This window comes from Priestia aryabhattai B8W22 (genome assembly GCF_000956595.1).
GTDB classification, from domain to species: Bacteria; Bacillota; Bacilli; order Bacillales; family Bacillaceae_H; genus Priestia; species Priestia aryabhattai.
The window spans coordinates 58,581-80,075 of record NZ_JYOO01000013.1 but is presented as its reverse complement, the minus strand read 5'-3'; the positions used below and the strand labels follow the sequence as shown (position 1 = coordinate 80,075).

The following is a 21,495-nucleotide window of genomic DNA, read 5'->3' as shown; positions in this document are numbered from 1 at the left end:
TATGTTATGCTAAATAAAGAGACATAAGTTAAGAGAAAAAAAGGGGGGGTAACCATGAAAATTGCCCAAGCAGCTCCGCCAGAAATGGAGAAATACATAGAAGAGTTGACTGAACAGCTTTGCTATGATTTGTTACCTCGGTATGTATCCGTAGATAAGCTTAATCCTGATGAATTATTAAATCCAGATTATTGTACAGACCATTTATATAATGGCTTACTCGATGAAGCATTGCAAGTCATTAGTAGCCTTCAGACAATAATTGCCGTGATTGAAGCAATTCAACATCGGCCGATTGAAGAAAGCGACTGCGAGCAATTCGAAAAAAATATTGCAATTTTAAAAAAATACGGGTTCTTATTTCCTGTTGCTATTGAATGTTTTGCAAAAGAAAACAATTTGATTACTTATTCGTATGAATCGTTTTATAATTCATACATAAATTGAAAGAAAAAAAGCATGATTATCCCATGCTTTTTTCTTTTTTTAATGAATTTCGGCTTTCAATTGGATAAAAAAAGAACTTGTGATATCGTTAAATTCGGATAAAGTTCTTATAGAAACATGAAATCAAATACTATTGCTTTTCATATAACAAATAAATTTCCAGATGTATAATGGACTGTAAATTATGTAAATCATACTAAATAATGTTATGATTAGACAGGTCGTATAAACGGAAGCATTTATCTTTCATAAGATTACAAAACGTTTCAATCTTATTACATATGTTTAAAATTAGCCTAAATGGTTTCTTTTTACGTCTATATCATATACAATGCCCCCTAGATGATTTTTTCGAATAGCTAATAATCGTTTGGGATTATGAAAGGAGATTAATCATGAAAAAACTGATGTATACATTGCTCATTGGGTTAATTGCTGCAGCTTTAACAGCATGCGGTTCAAACGATGATGCAAAGCAATCAAAGAGTGATGATCAAAAAACTGCACAAACTGAGCAGCAAAAAGAGGCTCAGAAGAAGCAGGAAAAACAAGCAAAAGAAATGCAGAAAAAATTAGAGAAACAAAAAGTAGATGAAAAGAAAACCGTAGCGGTTGTAAACGGTAAAAAAGTTTCTGGTGAAGAATATAATGCAGCTCTTGCTACATCACAAAATCAGTACCAACAAATGGGACAAGACCCAACTTCTAAGGAAGCAGCTAAACAAGTAAAGCAACAAACCATTGACAATTTAGTGGGTCAAACGCTGCTATTACAAGAAGCTGAAAACAAAGGCTATAAAGCAACTGATGAAGAAGTAAATAAAAAGTTCAAAGAAACGAAAAAGCAGTTCAAGACAGATAAACAGTTTAAAGCGGCTTTAAAAGATGCAGGATTAACTCAATCACAATTAAAGTCTGAACTGGCTGACAGCATTAAATATCAGCAGTACGTAGATAAAGATATCCAAACACCTGAAGTAACAGATAAAGAAATTCAAGATTATTACGATCAATTTGCAAAGCAAAGCCAAAGTCAAGCCAGCGGCGGTAAAGAACAATCTCAAATGCCAAAGCTTGAAGACGTAAAGCCTCAAATTAAGCAGCAGCTTGAACAACAAAAGAAACAAGAAGCATTAGAGAAAAAAGTTGAAGAACTTAAGAAAAATGCAAAAGTTGAAGTGAAGCTTTAAATACAAACGAAACGGCCCTTTAAAGGGCCGTTTTTATTATGTACATTTATTGCTTCTTGTCAGTAAAAAGGAGTGTGTGAAAGATTTTATTGTATTTTGACTTATAAGGTAAAAAGTGTTCTGACGGTTTGCCTTTCATCCTATACTTTTCTTATATAGATATAAGAGAAATTGGGGGAGTCGATAAATGAAAAAGGTGGCTGTTTTTTTTGTTGGGCTTGTTTTTTTACTCGCAGGGATGGGTCTGACAGGCAAGGCTTCTGCGGCGTCAAATCAACTTATTATCATTAACAAATCTACTAACACCCTAGCTTTTTATGATGGAGGAAAACTAGTAAGGACGTTCAAAGTTGCGACAGGGAGGCAGATGAGCTATACACCGGAAGGTACCTTTAGCATTGTGAATAAAATTAAAAACCGCCCCTATTATAAAGACAATATTAGGGGAGGAGATCCTAGGAATCCGCTAGGTGATCGCTGGCTAGGATTAAATGCGCGCGGAACATATGGAACGACGTATGCTATTCATGGAAATAATAATCCAAGTTCTATCGGGACCTACGCAAGTTCAGGGTGTATTCGTATGTATGATGAAGAGGTACGCTGGTTATTTGACCACGTTCAAACCGGTACAAAAGTGGTTATTGGTCAATTTCATTCTCAAAGTTTTGATTCAATCGCTGTTAAAAACAAATACAAAATAAGCAGTACTCCAGTTGCCCAGAATCTTTGTAAAACGAAAAAGCTCTCAAAAGGCCAAATTGGCTTTGTAACGATTCAATCACCGATGGTTTTGTTAAAAGAAGAAAAAGGAAAATGGGTAAAGATTCGTACGTTAAATCGCGGTGAACGCTATAATGTATATAAAATAGACGGCATTAAAGTCTCTTTAGGACCAGGATTTATTGAAAATTACCCCAATAAAAAAACATCTATAAAATTAGATATATGCAAATAAAAAATGAGGCTGGGACAAAAGGATTTTAGCCTAAGTGAAAAACGAACCACTGATCAACATGTTTGATTCGTGGTTCGTTTTTTTATTATGGTGAACGCAGGTTTCATCTGTTTCGTTCTTTCTAGCAGTTGGTGGGAGGGCAAGGCGAAGACTCCTGCGGGGAAAGCGTACGCGACGAGGAGGCTCATCGGCCGCCCGTGGAAAGCGAAGTCTTGCACGGAAATCAACAGCGTTGTCACAATCTAAAGACGAGCTAATGTATCCATTTGTTCGTCTTTAGATTGGATTTATTTTGTTATGTCTCAACCTCATTTTTTGAATTTTTAATAATGTTTATTATAATAAAAAACAGGGAAACTAATTGCCTAATGAAGAGAGAGAAAGGGTTGTTTTAACGTATGTCTACAATAGATTTATCAAAATTCGAGAAAAAAATGATTATTCGTAACATCAAACCGGACGATATAGATGAAATTTTAGCACTTCAAAAGCTATCATTCCCCGGAATGGATCCGTGGAAAAAAGAACAGCTTGAAAGTCATCTGGCCATTTTTCCAGAAGGACAAATATGTGCAGAGTACGACGGGGAAATTATCGGATCTTGTTCAAGCTTGATTGTGAACTTTGATGAGTACGATGATCAGCATACGTGGGACGATATTACAGACGAAGGATACATTACAAATCATAACCCGGAAGGCTACAATCTGTATGGAATTGAAGTAATGGTTCATCCAAAGTATCGCGGCATGAAAATAGGACGCCGCTTATATGAAGCACGTAAAGATTTAGCACGTGAATTGAACCTGAAAAGTATCATCATCGGAGGAAGAATTCCTAATTACCATAAGCATTCAGCTGAAATGTCGCCTAGAGAGTATGTAGAGCAAGTGATTCATCATAAAATTTATGATCCAGTCCTATCTTTTCAGCTAATGAACGGATTTACGCTTATGCGTATAAACCCTGGTTATCTTCCTGATGACCTAGCTTCTAATAAGTATGCAACGTTGATGGAATGGAACAACGTAGATTACGTTCGCCGCTCAAAACGCCATTTTAAAACATCATTCCCAGTGCGTATTTGTGTTGTTCAGTATATGATGAAACAGATCAATTCATTTGAAGAGTTTGCAACACAGGTAGAATATTATACAGATGTTGCTTATGATGCAAAAGCTGACTTCTGCGTATTCCCGGAAATTTTCACAACTCAGCTAATGTCTTTCTTGAATGAAAAGATTCCAAGCAAAGCGGTTCAGCGCGTAGCAGAATATACTGAAGAGTACATTGAGCTGTTTACTAACTTAGCGGTTAAATATAACGTAAATATTATTGGAGGATCTCACTTCGTCGAAGAAGATAATGGAGATATCTTCAACATTGCCTATCTATTCCGCCGAGATGGAACAATTGAAAAGCAGTACAAAGTGCACATTACACCTAATGAAAGAAAGTGGTGGGGAATTAGCCCAGGAGATAAAGTTGAAGTGTTTGATACAGATTGCGGTAAAATTGCGATCCAAATTTGCTATGACATTGAATTTCCGGAGCTTGCTCGTATTGCTACAGATAAAGGTGCAAATATTATTTTTACACCATTCTGTACGGAAGACCGCCAAGGCTATCTGCGCGTAAGATACTGCTCTCAGGCCCGTGCGATTGAAAACCAAATTTATACGGTTATCGCAGGTACAGTTGGAAACCTGCCTGAAACAGAAAACATGGATATTCAGTACGCTCAGTCTGCTATTTTTGCACCATCTGACTTTGAATTTGCACGAGACGGCATTGTAGGAGAATGTAATCCTAATATTGAAATGGTGGTTATTGGAGATGTAGATTTAGAAATTCTTCGTCGCCAGCGCCAATCAGGAACGGTTCGTCAATTAAAAGATCGACGCCATGATGTTTACAATATTAAATATAAAAAATAACGTATTTTCTAAAAACATCATGCAAATGCATGGTGTTTTTTATTTCAACTTTTGCCATAATAAAAACTATTACAATGAATTTTGTGTATTAACCATGGAAAAGAGGGGAAAACATGAGTTTTCATGGACAATCGGTATTACCCGCTGTTCGAGATATGAAGCAATTGGAAAATTTTTTAGCAAGTAATTACGAGTACGGAGTTCTTTTAGACAATCAAGTGGGCATGCTAAAAGGAATTATGAGAGAGGTTCATAAGCATGAAAAGAAGCTAATCATTCATTTAGACTTAATTCATGGCTTAAAGCACGATGAGTATGCGGTTGATTTTTTGTGTCAGGAGTTTAAGCCTGCGGGGATTATTTCGACAAGAACAAACGTCATTTTAAAAGCTAAACAAAGAGGGATCTATGCCATTCAACGGGTCTTTTTATTAGACAGTACGGCTTTGAAGAAAAGCTACGAGTTAATGAAGAAAGTAAAACCCGATTATATTGAGCTTCTTCCTGGAATTGTGCCCACTTTAATCCAAGAAGTCAAAGCTGAAACAGGCATTCCAGTGTTAGCTGGAGGTTTAATACGAACCGAAGAAGAAGTTCGTAATGCTTTGGGAGCCGGGGCTTCTGCTGTTACAACATCAAATAGAGAATTGTGGAGTATTTCAACTTAAAAAAACTGTTTGACAACGCTTTCATCATCTAGTAAACTTCTAGATAAGTTAATAGATGTGAGGGAGAATAGGAGATCCACGGTATAGCCTTTTAATGATTTTATTAGGGGGATGTATTGTGGATTTTCTTGTTTTCTTATCATTTTAATTGTTTTCATACAAAGGGGAGGTTATTTATATGCAAGCATTCTTAGGAGAAATAATTGGAACAATGATTTTAATTATCCTTGGCGCTGGTGTATGTGCGGGCGTCAATTTAAAAAAATCGTTTGCTGCTAATTCAGGATGGATCGTTATTACAATGGGATGGGGAATGGCAGTAGCGATGGCAGCATATGCGGTTGGTAATATGAGTGGGGCACATTTAAACCCAGCGTTAACTGTAGCGCTTGCTATTACAGGTGATTTTCCGTGGTCACAAGTACCGATGTACATCTTAGCTCAGTTTATTGGAGCCATTCTTGGCGCAACAGTTGTTTATTTACACTATCTTCCACACTGGAAAGAAACAAAAGATGCTGGTACAAAATTAGGCGTATTCGCAACGGGACCAGCAATTGCTAACCCATTTGCAAACGTTTTAAGTGAGGCAATTGGAACGTTTGTATTAGTGGTAGGAATCTTAGCGATTGGAGCAAATAAATTTACAGATGGATTAAATCCTTTAGTAGTAGGATTTTTAATCGTAAGTATTGGTTTATCATTAGGAGGAACAACAGGTTATGCCATCAACCCTGCTCGTGATTTAGGACCTCGTATTGCTCATGCTATCTTGCCGATACCTGGCAAAGGCAGCTCGAACTGGAAATACGCTTGGGTGCCAGTAGTGGGTCCTTTAGTAGGCGGATCAATTGGCGCAGTATTTTATCAAGCGGCATTCTTAAATAAAATGTCTAGCAGCTTATGGATTGTTTTAAGCATTACGGTGATTGTTTTAGCTGTTATCTACGCTGTTTCTAAACAAAAGGCAGCACAAATTCAATCAGCAGTAGTACCAAAAAAATGAATGCGCTTTACCATCTAACTATGTACAATAAAGAAACGACACTATACAGAGAATAGGGGATATTGATATGGAAAAATTTATTTTATCTTTAGACCAAGGAACAACAAGCTCACGAGCAATGTTATTTAATAAAAAAGGTGAAGTTGTACATGTAGCTCAAAAAGAGTTTACACAGTACTTCCCAAAACCAGGTTGGGTAGAGCATAATGCTAGTGAAATTTGGGGTTCTATCCTAGCAGTTATCGCATCTTGTCTATCTGAGTCAGGTGTTCATGCTGATCAAATCGAAGGGATTGGAATTACCAATCAGCGTGAAACAGCAGTAGTATGGGAAAAAGCAACAGGAAAGCCAGTATACAATGCAATCGTATGGCAGTCTCGACAAACGTCTGGTATTTGTGAAGAGTTAAAAGCAAAAGGATTAAACGATACGTTCCGCGACAAAACGGGATTATTAATTGATGCATACTTCTCTGGAACAAAAGTAAAGTGGATTTTAGATAACGTAGAAGGTGCACGAGAAAAAGCAGAAAACGGTGAATTGTTATTCGGAACAATCGATACATGGTTAATTTGGAAGCTATCAGGCGGAAAAGCGCATGTAACGGATTACTCAAACGCATCTCGTACGCTTATGTTCAATATCTATGATTTAAAATGGGATGATGAACTGCTAGATATTTTAGGAGTACCGAGATCCATGCTTCCAGAAGTAAAGCCTTCTTCTGAAGTATACGCTCATACAGTAGATTATCACTTCTTCGGTCAGAGTATTCCAATTGCGGGAGCAGCAGGAGATCAGCAAGCCGCTTTATTTGGACAAGCGTGCTATGAAAAAGGAATGGCGAAGAACACGTATGGAACAGGTTGCTTCATGCTCATGAATACGGGTGAAAAAGCAGTTAAGTCCGATCACGGTTTGTTAACTACATTAGCATGGGGGATTAACGGCAAAGTAGAATATGCGCTTGAAGGCAGTATTTTTGTAGCAGGATCTGCTATTCAGTGGCTTCGCGACGGTTTAAGAATGTTTAAAAATGCGGCTGAAACTGAAAACTATGCAACGCGAGTAGAATCTACAGACGGCGTATATATTGTGCCAGCTTTCGTAGGACTTGGAACACCTTATTGGGATAGCGATGTACGGGGGGCGATGTTTGGATTGACTCGCGGTACAAAAAAAGAACACTTTATCCGTGCAACGCTTGAATCACTAGCTTATCAAACAAGAGATGTATTAAGCGCAATGGAAGCGGACTCTGGAATTACATTAAAAACATTGCGTGTAGACGGAGGAGCAGTTAAGAATAATTTCTTAATGCAGTTCCAAAGTGATGTGTTAGACGTTCCGGTTGAGCGTCCTCAAGTGAATGAAACAACGGCTCTTGGGGCAGCATATTTAGCAGGTCTAGCGGTCGGATACTGGAAAGATTGCGATGAAATTGCGAAGCAGTGGAATATGGAAAAATCTTTCGAACCAAATATGGAAGAAGAAAAGCGTGAAGAATTATATAGCGGCTGGAAAAAAGCTGTACATGCAACAATGGCTTTTAAGTAATTATTTGATGAAAACCCTTTAATTAAAAGCGCATGTATGATATAATTTACTCAAGTTAATAAATTGGTTGGAGAATCGGAGAGACCACAGATCCATATGTAGGTATACTATATATGTGATTTGTGGTCTCTCTTTTTGTATATTGGAAAATTTTGATATCTTTGAAAAATGAAAGGGGAATGACGTATGTTTTCAAGTCAAACACGTTCGAATAAATTGGTAGACATGACACAAAATCAATACGATTTACTAGTAATTGGTGGGGGAATTACTGGGTCAGGTATTGCACTTGATGCGACTCATCGAGGCATGAAAACAGCATTAGTTGAAATGCAGGATTTCGCAGCAGGAACATCTAGTCGTTCAACAAAGCTTGTTCACGGCGGTCTACGCTATTTAAAACAGTTTGAAGTTAAAATGGTAGCCGAAGTTGGTAAAGAACGTGCCATCGTATATGAAAACGGCCCTCATGTAACGACTCCGGAGTGGATGCTGTTACCTTTCCATACGGGTGGAACATTCGGTAAATTCTCAACTTCAATTGGACTGCGCGTTTATGATTTCTTAGCTGGTGTAAAACGCTCAGAGCGCCGCAAAATGTTTAGCGCAGAAGAAACGCTTAGCCGCGAGCCATTGGTGAAATCTAAAGATTTAAAAGGCGGCGGTTACTATGTTGAATATAAAACAGATGATGCACGTTTAACGATTGAAGTAGCTAAAGAAGCTGCCGCAAGAGGAGCAGACTTAGTCAATTACACAAAAGTGGAAAACTTCATCTACGATAAAGGAAAAGTAGTAGGGGCTGTTGTTCGTGATCAGCTTACGAATAAAGAATATAATATCTATGCAAAAAAAATCGTCAACGCTGCAGGTCCATGGGTGGACACGCTGCGTGAAAAAGATAATTCAAAAAAAGGCAAGCAGCTTCAATTAACAAAAGGAATTCACTTAGTTATTGATCAAGAGCGCTTTCCGTTAAAACAAGCCATTTACTTTGATACACCTGATGGACGTATGGTATTTGCGATTCCGCGTGATGGAAAAACATACGTAGGCACAACAGACACGGTCTATAAAGAAGACGCTAGACATCCGCGTATGACTGTAAAAGACCGTCAATATGTTATCGATGCGATTAACTATATGTTCCCAACGGTTGATATTACAGTAGACGACGTAGAATCAAGCTGGGCGGGTGTTCGTCCACTTATTCACGAACAAGGAAAAGATCCTTCTGAAATTTCGCGTAAAGATGAAATCTGGACATCAGAATCAGGTTTAATCACAATCGCTGGAGGGAAATTAACTGGGTATCGTAAAATGGCTGAAATTGTCGTAAATCGCGTAGCTGAAGATTTTAAAGCAGAAGGACGCGAATTTGAAAGCTGTCAAACTAAACATTTACCGATTTCTGGAGGTAATGTGGGAGGTTCAGGAGGGTTCCCGACGTTTGTAGAGCAAAAAGTCAAAGAAGGCATCAAACTAGGGTTATCACGTGACGCTGCTGAAAAGCTTGTGAAACGCTATGGCTCAAACGTAGATAAAGTATACCGCTATATGATTGAACGTCCGGATCAGCTAAAAAACAGCGACCTTCCAGCTAGTGTATTTTTGCAAATTCAATATGGCATAGAAGAAGAAATGGTTTCAAAACCAGTGGACTTCTTCATTCGACGTACGGGCGCTTTATTCTTTGATATCAACTGGGTAAGAAGCTGGAAAAAACAAGTGATTGCTCATATGGCCGAAGAGTTAAAGTGGACGCCTGAGCAAACAAAAGCTTATACGGATGAATTAGAACAGCACCTTCATGATGCAGTTGTACCAGTAGATGAAAAAGTTAACCGTATGACAGGTATTTCATGATAAAATAAAAAAGTACCTCAAAATTTGTCAATGCAGCCATAATATAATAGCAGGAAGTCAAATTTTGACGAAGAAATATAATATGACTGTTAAAAAAAGAGAAAGACGATTACTCGTTTTTCTCTTTTCATACATATTTACATTTATATAAGGGGGCTTTTTTTTATGAGTTGGAAAGAAACGTATACATCTTGGATTAATCATCCAAATTTAGATCCTGAATTACGTCAAAATTTGGATGCGATCAAAGGTGATGAAAAACAATTAGAAGATAGTTTTTACAAAACATTGGAATTTGGAACAGGCGGAATGCGCGGGGAAATTGGAGCGGGTACAAACCGTATGAATACGTATACAATCCGAAAAGCTTCCGAAGGCTTTGCTGAGTACATTAAACAAGCTGGCGAAGAAGCTATCAAGCAAGGCGTAGTCATTGCGTATGATTCTCGCCACAAATCGCCTGAATTTGCGATGGAAGCAGCAAAAACATTAGCAAGTCACGGAATTAAAACGTATGTATTTGAAGAGCTAAGACCAACACCTGAACTTTCATTTGCAGTGCGTGAGTTAAACGCATTTGGAGGTATTGTTATTACAGCGAGCCACAATCCTCCTGAATATAATGGATACAAAGTATATGGTCCAGACGGTGGTCAGCTGCCGCCAAAAGAAGCTGATGAACTAGTTGGCTTTGTAAATGCTGTGGAAAATGAACTTACATTAGCTGTTCAATCTGAAGCGGAGCTAAAAGAAAAAGGTCTTATTGAAATGATTGGTTCAGCGATTGACGAAGCATACAATGAGAAACTAAAAACGATTTTAATTAACCCAGAGCTAGCTTCTGAAACAGGTAAAGACTTAAAGGTAGTTTTTACACCTCTACATGGTACAGCTAATAAGCCAGTTCGCAACGCGCTTCAATCCATCGGTTACGAAAATGTCACGGTTATTGAAGAACAAGAACTTCCTGATCCGAATTTCTCGACGGTTAAATCTCCGAATCCTGAAGAGCCGGCTGCATTTGAATATGCTGTTCGTAAAGGAAAAGAAATTGATGCAGATATCTTAATCGCAACGGATCCAGATGCAGACCGTTTAGGAATTGCTGTCAAAGATCCAAGCGGCGAATATGCGTTATTAACAGGAAACCAAACGGGTGCTTTATTGCTTCACTATTTGCTTTCTCAAAAGAAAGAAAAAGGCGTGCTGCCTGCTAATGGCGTTGTGTTAAAAACGATTGTAACGTCAGAAATCGGCGCACAAATTGCTCGTTCATTTGGATTGCAAGTTGTTGACACTCTAACAGGTTTTAAATTTATCGGTGAAAAAATTAAGCAATATGAGCAAACGGGCGAGTATACATTCCAATTTGGTTATGAAGAAAGCTACGGCTATTTAATTGGTGACTTTGCACGTGACAAAGACGCTGTACAAGCAGCCATTCTAGCAGTAGAAGCTTGTGCTTATTATAAAAAGCAGGGCATGACTCTGTATGAAGCGCTTCAGCAAGTGTTTACTAAATATGGTTTCTATCGTGAAGGTCTGAAATCTTTAACGCTTAAAGGAAAAGAAGGATCTGAGCAAATTCAGCATATTTTGGCTACATTTAGAAATGAGCCTCCTACTGACATTGCAGGATTAAATGTTTCGGTTGTAGAGGATTATACATTAAGTGAGCGCCAGCATATTAAAGCAGGAAAAGTAGAAGAGATTACATTACCAAAATCAAATGTATTAAAATATATCTTAGAAGACGGTTCTTGGTTCTGCCTTCGTCCGTCTGGTACAGAGCCAAAGGTGAAGTTCTATTTTGGCGTCGTGTCAGAAGATGAAGCAACGAGCATTGCCCATTTAGAAGCTGTACAAACAGCTGTAATGGGTGAAGTGGAGCGTGTACTAGATAAAGTGAAAACGGTATAAAAATAAAGCCTGCTCAAACTTGAGCAGGCTTCTTTTATGATACTTTATTTGATTGCGTATTTGACAAATACGAAGAAGATCGTAGGGCTTTATAAATTCGCGGAGCAAGCATAGCCCCAAGAACAGTGAAAATAAGATCCTTTACCGCAAACCACGACATAATCTTCCAAGCCGCTGCATATGTCATTGCAGGAGCTTCAAGCCAATAATTAACCGCTACATACATATACGTAGTACCAATTAAATAAATAACTGCAATACCAACTAGCGATGAAATTAAAAAGATAGAAAAAGTCGGCTTGCCGCGCATTTCCATAATTTTTCCTGTGATAAATGCAGCGACAATATAAGAAAGCAAAAAGCCGCCGGTGCTTCCAAATAAAATACCGATTCCTGCTTTAAATTGAGCAAATACCGGAGCGCCGGCAACGCCAATTAATACATATACAATCATCGAAATAGAACCCATTCGGCTCCCCAGTAAAAGTCCTGCTAATATAACAAAAAAAGGCTGAAGTGAAAGAGGCACGCCGCCTACTTGTAAAAAAGGTGCCCAAGAAGTAATGTTTGCACCAATAGCCATAAGAGCTGCAAACATACCGGCTAATGTTAAATCTAATGTGCGAAACCTTTTAGTACTCATATATGTTCCTCCCAGTATGTACTGAAATATCTTAGCGTATGTACTGAAGATTGTACGTCGAATTCGTTTTTATGTCAACGATAAAAATAAATGTGTTTACATATTGTTATTTGATGTTTTTTGAAATAAAGTATGCATATTTTTAGTGCAACATAAAAAAATAAAGAAGGGAATTCATCCCTTCTTTGTCCAAGTGTGTGTATCAAAAATACTAGTACAATGATTCTTCCAGAAGCTCCGGGTTGTGCTCCGAATATTCCGTTGCATGATCAATGTAGCGTAGTAAAGAATAGAGCTCTTCTTGAATGATGCGGTAGTTTCGTTCAAAATTGTAGGCGTGCAAAAAATGTTCAATTTTTTTTGAAAGAAAATCGTCGTCTGTTCGAACCATTAAAATTAATAAGTTATCCCATTGTGAACGGTGTGTATAATATAAAGCTCGATCATAATCAATTACATCCATTAATAACGTTCCTCCTTTTGAGGAGTTGAAATTAGTGTATGATATTTGCGGGAATTCTTACGCTGTAAATGTTGGGCAAAAGACCAGTGCATAATTAAAAGAGGTTGTAGTCATTATGTAAGAAGAATAAACGTACAGCACCGGATAAATGATAAGAAGAGCAAAGAATAATACAGCGTAACAGTTATATTACATCCATTATTTAAGACAACTAAATAAAAATCCCCTTTTCTTGAAAAAATAAAGCTTCTTTTTGATGAAAACACATGAATTGACATGTTTGTACATAGATTGAAGTAAGGAGTGAAAGGGGGAGCTGTCGTGAAAGAAGCAGATTATAAGCAATTATACCGTGCGATTGATGAAATTACGGAAATAGCTAGCGGTTTCGGTTTAGATTTTTATCCGATGCGCTATGAAATTTGCCCGGCAGATATTATTTATACGTTTGGTGCATATGGGATGCCAACTCGTTTTTCACATTGGAGCTTTGGAAAACAATTTTACAAAATGAAATTACACTATGATCTTGGATTGAGTAAAATTTATGAATTAGTTATCAATTCAGATCCTTGTTATGCATTTTTATTGGATTCCAATGCGCTTATTCAGAATAAATTAATTGTAGCTCACGTGTTAGCCCACTGTGACTTCTTTAAAAATAACAGCCGTTTTGCCAACACTAAACGGGATATGGTAGAAAGTATGGCAGCGACCGCTGATCGAATTAAAGAATACGAAGTAAAGCACGGTAAGCGTGAAGTAGAAAAGTTTTTGGATGCTGTCTTATCGGTTCAGGAACATATTGATCCGTCTCTTATGCGTGCCAAGCTTTCTTGGAGCATAGATGATGTAGAATCATCAGAAGAAGAAATCATTTCTCCTTATGATGATTTATGGAATTTGGATTATAAAGAAAAGAAAAAACCAAAACCTCCAAAGTCTTTTAAAAAATTTCCGCCTCAGCCTGAAAAAGATATCTTATTATTTATTGAAGAATACAGCCCTTATTTAGAGGATTGGCAGCGGGATATTTTAACGATGATGCGAGAAGAAATGCTTTATTTCTGGCCGCAGCTTGAAACAAAAATTATGAATGAAGGCTGGGCTTCTTTCTGGCATCAGCGCATTATTCGAGAAATGGACTTAACGAGTGATGAAGCGATAGAATTTGCCAAGCTAAATGCAGGGGTTGTGCAGCCGTCTAAGACGGGAATCAATCCATATTATTTAGGATTAAAAATCTTTGAAGACATTGAAGAACGCTACGACAATCCAACAGAAGATATGATTCGCCGGGGCGTGGAGCCTGGGTCAGGAAGAGAGAAGATGTTTGAGGTACGTGAGGTTGAATCAGATATTTCCTTTATCCGCAATTACTTAACAAAAGATTTAGTCATGCGGGAGGATATGTACTTATTCCAAAAACAAGGCAAAGACTATAAAATCGTCGATAAAGAGTGGACAGAAGTTAGAGATCAGCTTGTTAATATGCGCGTAAACGGAGGATTTCCTTACATCACAGTAACCAATGGAGACTATTTAAAAAATGGAGAGCTCTATTTAAAACACTGGTATGAAGGAATCGAATTAGATGTCAAATACTTAGAAAAAGTGGTACCGTACGTTCATCAGCTTTGGGGCCGACCCGTTCACTTAGAAACGGTAATGGAAGGAAAGCCAATCGCCTTTACGTATGATGGAAAAACAGTGCATAGAAAACATTTGTAAAAAAGAAGACCGCTTAAACAGCGGTCTTTTTGTGCTTCTGTAACTTATCCATATAAATTGAAAAAATAAAATTACTATGCAATAATCGAATGAGAATTACTTTCATTTAGAAAGGAAGATAAGATGTTTGTTGTAAACGCAAGTTTTGAAACAAAAAAGAAATTTGAAGAACAGCTCAGGCAAAAAGCTAAGAAAAACAAAACAGAAATTGAGGCAGCAAAAGGAAATTTATCGTTTGAATGCTGGAAAAAAGATTCCGCAGATAAAGTTGAATATGTCTTTGTATCCAAGTGGGAAGACAAGCAGTTCTTTCAAGCATGGATCTCAAGAGAAGAACATGTGAACGAACATAAAGAAGCGAATAAAAAGAAAACGAAAGCATTTCCTGAAGCTATGGAAATCAAGAAAACGCTGCGTTTTTATGAGGCGGTAGAAGAAGACATTCTTTCCTAAAAAAGCACGCTTGACTTTCATAAATGTTGTAACTATAATGATTACAACAAATTAGGAGTGAGAGCAATGAAAATTAGCAGTCGATTCACCGTGGCCGTTCACATACTGTCTTTAATTAAAGTAGATAGCAGTCATCCTAGTACTTCAGAGTGGATTGCTAGCAGTGTAAATACAAATCCTGTTGTTATAAGACGGGTAATTGGGATGTTAAAGAAAGCTGGACTTGTGGGCGTAAAAGCCGGAGCTGGCGGAGCTTATCTATTGAAAGATTTAGAAGAGATAACGTTGTTAGACGTTTATCGAGCGGTGGCGGCAGTGGAAGAAGGAGAATTGTTTCAAATGCATGAAAACCCGAATGTGGGGTGTCCTGTAGGAGCCAATATTCAAAGTGTCCTTGAATTGATTTTAAAACGTTCTCAAGATGCCATGGAACAAGTCTTAGCTGATGTGACCATGAAAGAATTAGTGACGGATTTAATAGCAAAAATAGATGCATGACAATATGCTTCTGTTCGTAAAAAACGGAGAAACCCAGGTTTCTCCGTTTTTTTATAGCTTCACAATTGTTCGTCCTCGAGCTTGTCCTTTTAATAAAGTAGGAAGAACCTCAGGGAGATCTTGTAAAGAAATTTCTTTCTGAATGAAAGGTTCAAAGCTTTCAGGCTTAAAGTCATTAGCCAGTCTATTCCAAATCTCTTTTCGAGCAGGCATTGGACAGTAAACGGAATCGATGCCGAGTAAATTAATCCCTCTTAAAATGAAGGGAAAGACGGTTGTTGGCACTTTGCCTCCAGCTGTTAGCCCGCTGACCGCTACAGAGCCTCCGTACTGAATTTGACTGAGAACAGAAGCTAGAGGCTCTCCGCCCACAGGATCCACCGCAGCGGCCCATTTTTGCTTGCCTAATGCTTTTAATTTGCCGTTATAAACGTCTTCACGCGTTAAAATAGAGGAAGCGTCAAGATCTTTCAAATAAGCTGCTTCCGAGCTTTTTCCCGTACTTGCTTCCACTGTGTAGCCTAATTTTGAAAGAATGGCAACCGCAAAGCTTCCTACACCTCCCGTAGCACCTGTTACAAGCACAGAGCCATTAGATGGACTAGTATGGTTTTCCTCTAAGCGATGCACAGATAAAGCAGCTGTAAAGCCAGCTGTTCCGATAATCATTGCTTCTTTTAACGTTAAATTTTCAGGAAGAGGCACAACCCATTCGCTGCGTACGCGCGCATACTCACTGTAGCCTCCAAAGTGCGATACGCCAATGTCATAGCTTGTTGCGATGACACGATCACCTTCTTTAAAATCAGGGCTGTCAGAAGATACAACGACTCCTGCTAGGTCAATCCCTGGAACAAAAGGATAGCTTGTCACAATATTGCCGTTTGCGATGCTGGCTAAGCTATCTTTATAATTCACCCCTGAATAATGCACGCGAATGAGTACATCGCCTTCTGGCAAATCGTTTAGCGTCAGTTCTTGGACAGAAGCCTCCACTTGTTCTTCACCTGTTTTATCTACCATTAATGCTGAAAATGATTGCCCCATTTTATTTCTCCTTTCTATACTGAGATGTATATATCTATACATAGATTACCTTATTTCTATACCCATTATAGAAAATAGTAAAAGAAGTTCCTAATACTTTGATTACGAAAGAGGCCATTTCATTATAAAATAGCGGTATAGCTATTAGGTAGCAATACATAGAAAAGAGGAGAAGAGAAATGAGCACAAACATATATTTTAACCATGATGCAGGGATTGATGATTTAGTATCCCTTTTTTTACTGCTGCAAATGGACGATGTAAAGGTAACGGGGGTATCTGTTATTCCTGCTGACGGATACTTAGAGCCAGGTATCAGCGCAAGCCAAAAAATTATTGATCGTTTTGGAAGTTATGATGTCGAGGTAGCCAAATCTACTTCACGCGGTATGAATCCATTTCCAAAAGAATGGCGCATGCATACGTTCTATGTAGATGCACTGCCGATTTTAAATGAAAAAGGGGAAGTGCAAACAAAAATAAGTCAGCTGCCTGCTCATGATCATTTAATTGAAACATTGCAGCACACAGCCGGAAAAACGACTTTATTATTTACAGGACCGCTAACTGATTTAGCAAGAGCACTTGAAAAAGCGCCGGAAATAGAAGAGAAAATTGATAAGTTAGTGTGGATGGGAGGTACATTTCAAGAAGTAGGAAATGTGCAGGAGCCTGAACATGATGGAACGGCTGAGTGGAATGCTTTTTGGGATCCAGAAGCAGTAGCAAAAGTATGGGAAAGCAGCATTAAAATTGAGATGGTTGCTTTAGAAAGCACAAATCAAGTTCCATTAACGCCGGCTATTCGCCAAATGTGGGCTTCACTTAGAAAGTACGAAGGAGTAGACTTTGTAGGGCAGTGCTACGCGGCTTGCCCGCCGCTTGTGCACGTTGAAACCAATTCAACATATTATTTGTGGGATGTACTCACAACAGCGTTTACAGGGAATTCAACACTTGTGAAGGTGAAAACCGTTTCGAGTATTGTGCATACAGAAACACCAAGCCAAGGAAGAACGGAAATTTCTGAAGAAGGACGACCTGTAGATGTCGTATATGATGTCACAGCTGAAGCATTCTTTACGTACATTACAGATTTAATGAAAAAAGCAGTAGCTAAATAAAGAAAAAGGTTGCACATGAAAGTGTGCAACCTTTTTAATGAATCATATTCAAGAATTGACGTGTCCGCTCTTGTTGAGGATTTGAAAATATTTGATCCGGTGTACCTCTTTCCATGATGACACCTTGATCCATAAAAATAACTTCATCTGCTACTTCGCGGGCAAAGCGCATTTCGTGAGTTACCACCACCATCGTCATTCCTTCTTTCGCCAGGTCTTTCATCGCTTGGAGAACGTCTCCTACAAGCTCAGGATCAAGAGCTGAAGTAGGCTCATCAAACAGCATAACTTTTGGGTCCATCGCCATTGCTCGAGCGATGCCAACACGCTGTTGTTGTCCGCCTGATAGTTGGAAAGGATAAAAGTCAAGCTTATCTCCTAAGCCAACTCGTGTTAATAATTCTTTCCCTCTTTTTTCTGCTTCTTGAGTAGAAATGCCTTTTACAATTACAGGACCTTCCATAACATTTTCAAGCGCACTTTTATGAGGAAACAAGTTATAGTTTTGAAAAACCATACCTGTTAGGCTTCGAAATGAAGTAATGTCTTTTTTACGAACAGGTTTGGTGAAATTCATGCTTTTTTTATCAAGTTCAATTGTACCGTCTGTTGGGATTTCTAATAGATTTAAGCAACGTAAAAAAGTAGTTTTACCCGATCCAGAAGGACCAATTAATACAATTACCTTGCCCTGTTCAACTTCTAAATCAATCCCTTTTAATACTTGCAAATCACCGAATGATTTATGCAAATTTTTGATATTAATCATATGAAAAACTCCTTTAGCTACTCGAAACGGTTATTTAGATACGTAACGATCTAGTCTTATTTCAATGCGTCCTTGGATAATGGATAAGATTGTGCACATAATCCAGTACAAGAGCGCTGCTTCACTATAAAGAAGTAAAAACTCATAGTTAGTCGAAGCAATTTCTTGAGCTTTACGGAACATCTCAGAAACCAGAATAAGCGATGCAAGTGACGTATCTTTAATAAGGCTAATAAAAGAGTTAGATAATGGCGGAATCGATACACGTGCTGCTTGCGGTAAAATAATCCGTCTTAACGCTTGGGAATAGGTCATACCAAGTGAGTAGCCAGCTTCCCACTGTCCTTTAGGAATAGATTGAATCGCTGCTCGGATAATTTCAGATGCATACGCACCTACACTTAATGAAAATCCAATAATAGCAGAGATAAATGGGTCAATTGTTATATCTAAATTGGGTAAGCCGTAGAAAATAATAAATAATTGCACAAGCAGCGGTGTACCTCGAATAATCGATACATAGATGCGCGCAATTATATTTAAAACTTTTATAGATGATAAACGGGCCAAGGCTGTTAAGACAGCTAAAATGATACCGAGTACAAACGTGATTAATGTTAGTGGAATAGAATATTGAATAGCTCCCTTTAGCATTGGTAAGAGAGATGATTGAGCGATTGAAATCAATTGATTCAATCGCTCTCCATCAGGAAAAATATTATTTAGGAGAAACATCTTCGCCAAACCATTTCTTAGAAATTTTTGCGTATGTTCCGTCTTTTTTCATATCTTTCAATGCTTTGTTTACTTCATCCACTAACTTACCGCTGTCTTTTCTAAACATAAAGCCGCTTGCAGCACCATCGGATTTTTCATCCGCGATTTTGATAGGTGCGTTAGGGTGCTTTTTCTTATAGTCAAGGAACGATAATTTATCGTTGATTGTAGCATCAACACGGTTTGCGCTCATTAGTTCTACTGCTTGAGCAAAACCTTCAGCACTCGTAATGTTTGCACCATAAGATTGAGCCATGTCTTTGTAGTTACTTGTTAATGACTGCGCTGATTTTTTTCCTTTTAAATCTTTAAATGATTTGATATCTTTTTCATCTTTACGAACAATTAATACGGCGCCTGACTGGATGTATGGGTCAGAGAAATCGTATTTCTTTTGACGATCTTCACGAATACCCACTTCATTAGCAATCATGTCAAAGCGTTTAGCATCTAATCCGGCAAACATGCCATCCCACTGTGTTTCTTTGAACTCAGCTTTTACGCCAAGACGTTTAGCTACTTCTTGAGCCAATTCTACATCAAACCCAGTTAGCTTTTGTTTGTCATCATGAAAAGTGAACGGAGGGTATGTACCTTCAGTTCCAATTGTTAATACGCCATCTTTTTTCACTTTATTATATAAATCCTCTTGTGAAGATTTATTGTCTCCATTGTTTGCTTCATTTTTTGAGCTAGAACCGCATGCGGCAAGCACAACTGTGAAAGCTAATAGTAGCGACAAAAGTGCAGCAAATTTCTTCATTTTCTAAACCCCCTAGTATTCTGATAGGAAATGATACTCTGTGATACTAAACAAGAACACAGCAAAAGTCAACAAAAAAAACTTATACGATTAATGTGACTTAAAATAAGGGAAATATACCTTCTATACACGGTTTGTCATAAGGATACAGAAAGGTTTTAAAATTTGGATTAAGTGGATTTTTAAGGGAGATTTGAGGAGTAAAAAGGAAGTTTCATGCGACGATTTTCTCTTTCATTTTTTCATGACTTTTGGTGCAATAAACATATAGTTAAATGTTAAGGTAGAAATAAATTCCTTATGGTACACTTAAAGAAGAATTTATGAAACGGAGCGATATGATGAAAGCCATAAACTTAATCTCAATTGCCTTTGGTGCTATCGCTGGTACATATGCACGTTATTTGCTGAATCTTTCCTTATTATATACGGGCTATCCAATAGGAACGGTAATTGAAAACCTATTAGGAAGCTTCATACTAGGCCTATTAACAGGATTTTTTGCGTGGAAAAAGCCAAAAGAATGGATAAAGCTTGGACTAGGAGTTGGCGTGTGCGGCGGTTTTACAACGTATTCAACGTTTGCAGGAGACGTCATTTCTCTCACTCAGCACCATTTATTTTGGGGAGCCATTTATGTCATTGTCTCTTTAGTAGGTGGAATACTTCTTGCTTTAGCAGGCTATCTATGCGGTGAAGCGGCAGGGGAAAATTTAGTGAAAGTACATGAGGTGAAGTAAATGAGCATAGTGAGCTTGGCACTTGGCGGGGCAGCTGGAGGAATATGCCGTTATCTTTTGGGTTTAAAAGTTACAAAAACAGTTTCAAACCCTCCTTTTCCAGTATCAATGCTGTTTGTAAACTTGCTCGGTGCGTTTGGGCTTGGTCTTTTTTATGGTAGTTATTATGGAAAGGTTCCGAGTCATGCTTATGATGATTCAATATTTTTAATGATTGGCATTGGTTTTTTTGGTGCCTTTACCACTTTTTCAACGTTTAGTGTGGAAACCGTACAGTTAATTCGAGAAAAATCTTATCGGAAAATGTTGGCGTACGTGGGGATTTCAGCATTTGGAACAGTTGGTTTATTTGCAGTCGGTTTACTGGCAGGAACGTTTTTATTTAAGTAAAGAGAACGTTTCTAGTAGGGAAAAACAAAAAGACGGAGAAGTAGAGAATGGATAGAAAAGCAGAAGTTTGGAAATACATTTTGTTGATTGTAGCTGTTGCAGGTCAGATCATCGGTTTTTTATTTTTATTTATAAATGTTGTGGCGGCATTTATTTTTTACGGTTTTTATATTCTAACTTTTATTATGTTACTCCTGCTGTTTATATGGGATCGGAAAAAGGAAAAAGACAAAGAAGAATTTGACGACTATACCGATTACTAACCATATAAAAAGCAGAATAATGCGGTGCGCCGGGTCTCTTAGTAAAGAAGCTTAAAAGATACATCTATAAAAGGAAGAGAGCCGTAAGAGCATAAAGAGATATTGTATTTACATCTAGTTGTGTTATAATTTTAAGTGCAAAAACAAAATCAATAAATAGCAATCACTAGGGGAGCTTTTTGAAGCTGAGACGAATGTATTTCGGACCCTTTGAACCTGATCTGGTTTGGACCAGCGTAGGGAAGTGGCGATCATGTTTACATAACGAATACATGCTAACCACT

22 protein-coding genes and 1 riboswitch are annotated in these 21,495 nt (G+C 38.0%); of the genes, 16 read left to right on the top strand and 6 right to left on the bottom strand.

Annotated features, from left to right (window positions below; translation table 11 throughout):
* The first annotated feature begins 54 nt into the window (after nt 1-54).
* The 9 genes from N178_RS12170 (at nt 55) to N178_RS12130 (ending at nt 11,550) form a co-directional block, all read left to right on the top strand.
* Nucleotides 55-447: a DUF5365 family protein gene (locus N178_RS12170; RefSeq protein WP_045292455.1), complete on the top strand. Its 393-nt coding sequence runs from the start codon at nt 55-57 to the stop codon at nt 445-447.
* Between the two features lie 395 nt (nt 448-842).
* Nucleotides 843-1,637 (top strand): SurA N-terminal domain-containing protein, encoded by a 795-nt coding sequence (locus tag N178_RS12165; protein ID WP_045292454.1) that lies wholly within the window; start codon nt 843-845, stop codon nt 1,635-1,637.
* A gap of 187 nt (nt 1,638-1,824) precedes the next feature.
* Complete coding sequence (locus N178_RS12160; protein WP_045292453.1) at nt 1,825-2,595, top strand: L,D-transpeptidase; 771 nt, start codon at nt 1,825-1,827, stop codon at nt 2,593-2,595.
* 398 nt (nt 2,596-2,993) lie between these two features.
* Nucleotides 2,994-4,532: a carbon-nitrogen hydrolase family protein gene (locus tag N178_RS12155; RefSeq protein WP_013055260.1), complete on the top strand. Its 1,539-nt coding sequence runs from the start codon at nt 2,994-2,996 to the stop codon at nt 4,530-4,532.
* A gap of 113 nt (nt 4,533-4,645) precedes the next feature.
* A complete protein-coding gene (locus N178_RS12150; protein ID WP_013081633.1) occupies nt 4,646-5,200 on the top strand; it encodes a glycerol-3-phosphate responsive antiterminator in 555 nt (184 codons plus the stop codon).
* A gap of 178 nt (nt 5,201-5,378) precedes the next feature.
* Nucleotides 5,379-6,206 carry an MIP/aquaporin family protein gene (locus N178_RS12145; RefSeq protein ID WP_045292452.1) on the top strand — a complete coding sequence of 276 codons (828 nt, stop codon included), beginning with the start codon at nt 5,379-5,381 and terminating at the stop codon, nt 6,204-6,206.
* A gap of 67 nt (nt 6,207-6,273) precedes the next feature.
* Entirely contained in the window at nt 6,274-7,764 is a 1,491-nt protein-coding gene (gene glpK / locus N178_RS12140; RefSeq protein WP_045292451.1) for a glycerol kinase GlpK, read from the top strand.
* A 186-nt stretch (nt 7,765-7,950) separates the two neighbouring features.
* On the top strand, nt 7,951-9,630 hold the full coding sequence (locus N178_RS12135) for a glycerol-3-phosphate dehydrogenase/oxidase (RefSeq protein WP_016762944.1): 1,680 nt from the start codon (nt 7,951-7,953) through the stop codon (nt 9,628-9,630).
* Between the two features lie 165 nt (nt 9,631-9,795).
* Nucleotides 9,796-11,550, top strand: coding sequence for a phospho-sugar mutase (locus N178_RS12130; protein ID WP_045292450.1), 1,755 nt, complete (start codon nt 9,796-9,798; stop codon nt 11,548-11,550).
* Between the two features lie 34 nt (nt 11,551-11,584).
* Here the strand turns inward: N178_RS12130 and N178_RS12125 are convergent, their stop codons facing one another.
* Nucleotides 11,585-12,193 (bottom strand): biotin transporter BioY, encoded by a 609-nt coding sequence (locus N178_RS12125; protein ID WP_045292449.1) that lies wholly within the window; start codon nt 12,191-12,193, stop codon nt 11,585-11,587.
* Between the two features lie 211 nt (nt 12,194-12,404).
* Nucleotides 12,405-12,656 carry a YhdB family protein gene (locus N178_RS12120; protein ID WP_013055267.1) on the bottom strand — a complete coding sequence of 84 codons (252 nt, stop codon included), beginning with the start codon at nt 12,654-12,656 and terminating at the stop codon, nt 12,405-12,407.
* Between the two features lie 321 nt (nt 12,657-12,977).
* Between N178_RS12120 and N178_RS12115 the strand changes: the two genes are divergently transcribed.
* From N178_RS12115 to N178_RS12105, 3 genes are all read left to right on the top strand, one after another.
* The gene (locus N178_RS12115; RefSeq protein WP_045292448.1) at nt 12,978-14,387 is read left to right on the top strand and encodes a SpoVR family protein; all 1,410 of its coding nucleotides are present in this window, start codon (nt 12,978-12,980) and stop codon (nt 14,385-14,387) included.
* 123 nt (nt 14,388-14,510) lie between these two features.
* Entirely contained in the window at nt 14,511-14,840 is a 330-nt protein-coding gene (locus N178_RS12110) for an antibiotic biosynthesis monooxygenase family protein (protein ID WP_045292446.1), read from the top strand.
* A 66-nt stretch (nt 14,841-14,906) separates the two neighbouring features.
* Nucleotides 14,907-15,338, top strand: a complete 432-nt coding sequence (locus N178_RS12105) for an Rrf2 family transcriptional regulator (protein ID WP_045292445.1) — start codon at nt 14,907-14,909, stop codon at nt 15,336-15,338.
* A 51-nt stretch (nt 15,339-15,389) separates the two neighbouring features.
* Here the strand turns inward: N178_RS12105 and N178_RS12100 are convergent, their stop codons facing one another.
* Nucleotides 15,390-16,385 (bottom strand): NADPH:quinone oxidoreductase family protein, encoded by a 996-nt coding sequence (locus tag N178_RS12100; RefSeq protein WP_045292443.1) that lies wholly within the window; start codon nt 16,383-16,385, stop codon nt 15,390-15,392.
* A gap of 179 nt (nt 16,386-16,564) precedes the next feature.
* Here N178_RS12100 and N178_RS12095 point away from each other — a divergent pair, with 179 nt between their 5' ends.
* Complete coding sequence (locus tag N178_RS12095) at nt 16,565-17,509, top strand: nucleoside hydrolase (RefSeq protein ID WP_045292441.1); 945 nt, start codon at nt 16,565-16,567, stop codon at nt 17,507-17,509.
* Nucleotides 17,510-17,543: 34 nt separating this feature from the next.
* On the opposite strand, the gene N178_RS12090 is transcribed toward N178_RS12095, so the two are convergent.
* From N178_RS12090 to N178_RS12080, 3 genes are read right to left on the bottom strand one after another with little or no spacing between them, the layout of a single operon-like run.
* Nucleotides 17,544-18,278 carry an amino acid ABC transporter ATP-binding protein gene (locus N178_RS12090; RefSeq protein WP_045292439.1) on the bottom strand — a complete coding sequence of 245 codons (735 nt, stop codon included), beginning with the start codon at nt 18,276-18,278 and terminating at the stop codon, nt 17,544-17,546.
* 30 nt (nt 18,279-18,308) lie between these two features.
* The gene (locus N178_RS12085; RefSeq protein ID WP_013055275.1) at nt 18,309-19,013 is read right to left on the bottom strand and encodes an amino acid ABC transporter permease; all 705 of its coding nucleotides are present in this window, start codon (nt 19,011-19,013) and stop codon (nt 18,309-18,311) included.
* Entirely contained in the window at nt 18,997-19,818 is an 822-nt protein-coding gene (locus N178_RS12080) for an amino acid ABC transporter substrate-binding protein (protein WP_013081647.1), read from the bottom strand. Before N178_RS12080 ends, N178_RS12085 begins: the two co-directional genes overlap by 17 nt.
* Nucleotides 19,819-20,141: 323 nt before the next feature.
* Here N178_RS12080 and N178_RS12075 point away from each other — a divergent pair, with 323 nt between their 5' ends.
* From N178_RS12075 to N178_RS12065, 3 genes are read left to right on the top strand one after another with little or no spacing between them, the layout of a single operon-like run.
* Entirely contained in the window at nt 20,142-20,558 is a 417-nt protein-coding gene (locus N178_RS12075) for a fluoride efflux transporter FluC (protein WP_237758457.1), read from the top strand.
* On the top strand, nt 20,559-20,948 hold the full coding sequence (gene crcB / locus N178_RS12070) for a fluoride efflux transporter CrcB (protein WP_045292437.1): 390 nt from the start codon (nt 20,559-20,561) through the stop codon (nt 20,946-20,948).
* A 47-nt stretch (nt 20,949-20,995) separates the two neighbouring features.
* A complete protein-coding gene (locus N178_RS12065) occupies nt 20,996-21,211 on the top strand; it encodes a hypothetical protein (RefSeq protein WP_013055279.1) in 216 nt (71 codons plus the stop codon).
* A gap of 158 nt (nt 21,212-21,369) precedes the next feature.
* A riboswitch (TPP riboswitch) is annotated at nt 21,370-21,471 on the top strand.
* Nucleotides 21,472-21,495: the final 24 nt, after the last annotated feature.

What these genes read in the sequence shown, in the direction of transcription:
- N178_RS12170 (WP_045292455.1), top strand. Translation starts at nt 55, where the DNA reads ATGAAAATTGCCCAAGCAGCTCCGCCAGAAATGGAGAAATACATAGAA.
- N178_RS12165 (WP_045292454.1), top strand. Translation starts at nt 843, where the DNA reads ATGAAAAAACTGATGTATACATTGCTCATTGGGTTAATTGCTGCAGCT.
- N178_RS12160 (WP_045292453.1), top strand. Translation starts at nt 1,825, where the DNA reads ATGAAAAAGGTGGCTGTTTTTTTTGTTGGGCTTGTTTTTTTACTCGCA.
- N178_RS12155 (WP_013055260.1), top strand. Translation starts at nt 2,994, where the DNA reads ATGTCTACAATAGATTTATCAAAATTCGAGAAAAAAATGATTATTCGT.
- N178_RS12150 (WP_013081633.1), top strand. Translation starts at nt 4,646, where the DNA reads ATGAGTTTTCATGGACAATCGGTATTACCCGCTGTTCGAGATATGAAG.
- N178_RS12145 (WP_045292452.1), top strand. Translation starts at nt 5,379, where the DNA reads ATGCAAGCATTCTTAGGAGAAATAATTGGAACAATGATTTTAATTATC.
- glpK (WP_045292451.1), top strand. Translation starts at nt 6,274, where the DNA reads ATGGAAAAATTTATTTTATCTTTAGACCAAGGAACAACAAGCTCACGA.
- N178_RS12135 (WP_016762944.1), top strand. Translation starts at nt 7,951, where the DNA reads ATGTTTTCAAGTCAAACACGTTCGAATAAATTGGTAGACATGACACAA.
- N178_RS12130 (WP_045292450.1), top strand. Translation starts at nt 9,796, where the DNA reads ATGAGTTGGAAAGAAACGTATACATCTTGGATTAATCATCCAAATTTA.
- N178_RS12125 (WP_045292449.1), bottom strand. Translation starts at nt 12,193, where the DNA reads ATGAGTACTAAAAGGTTTCGCACATTAGATTTAACATTAGCCGGTATG.
- N178_RS12120 (WP_013055267.1), bottom strand. Translation starts at nt 12,656, where the DNA reads ATGGATGTAATTGATTATGATCGAGCTTTATATTATACACACCGTTCA.
- N178_RS12110 (WP_045292446.1), top strand. Translation starts at nt 14,511, where the DNA reads ATGTTTGTTGTAAACGCAAGTTTTGAAACAAAAAAGAAATTTGAAGAA.
- N178_RS12105 (WP_045292445.1), top strand. Translation starts at nt 14,907, where the DNA reads ATGAAAATTAGCAGTCGATTCACCGTGGCCGTTCACATACTGTCTTTA.
- N178_RS12100 (WP_045292443.1), bottom strand. Translation starts at nt 16,385, where the DNA reads ATGGGGCAATCATTTTCAGCATTAATGGTAGATAAAACAGGTGAAGAA.
- N178_RS12095 (WP_045292441.1), top strand. Translation starts at nt 16,565, where the DNA reads ATGAGCACAAACATATATTTTAACCATGATGCAGGGATTGATGATTTA.
- N178_RS12090 (WP_045292439.1), bottom strand. Translation starts at nt 18,278, where the DNA reads ATGATTAATATCAAAAATTTGCATAAATCATTCGGTGATTTGCAAGTA.
- N178_RS12085 (WP_013055275.1), bottom strand. Translation starts at nt 19,013, where the DNA reads ATGTTTCTCCTAAATAATATTTTTCCTGATGGAGAGCGATTGAATCAA.
- N178_RS12080 (WP_013081647.1), bottom strand. Translation starts at nt 19,818, where the DNA reads ATGAAGAAATTTGCTGCACTTTTGTCGCTACTATTAGCTTTCACAGTT.
- N178_RS12075 (WP_237758457.1), top strand. Translation starts at nt 20,142, where the DNA reads ATGAAACGGAGCGATATGATGAAAGCCATAAACTTAATCTCAATTGCC.
- crcB (WP_045292437.1), top strand. Translation starts at nt 20,559, where the DNA reads ATGAGCATAGTGAGCTTGGCACTTGGCGGGGCAGCTGGAGGAATATGC.
- N178_RS12065 (WP_013055279.1), top strand. Translation starts at nt 20,996, where the DNA reads ATGGATAGAAAAGCAGAAGTTTGGAAATACATTTTGTTGATTGTAGCT.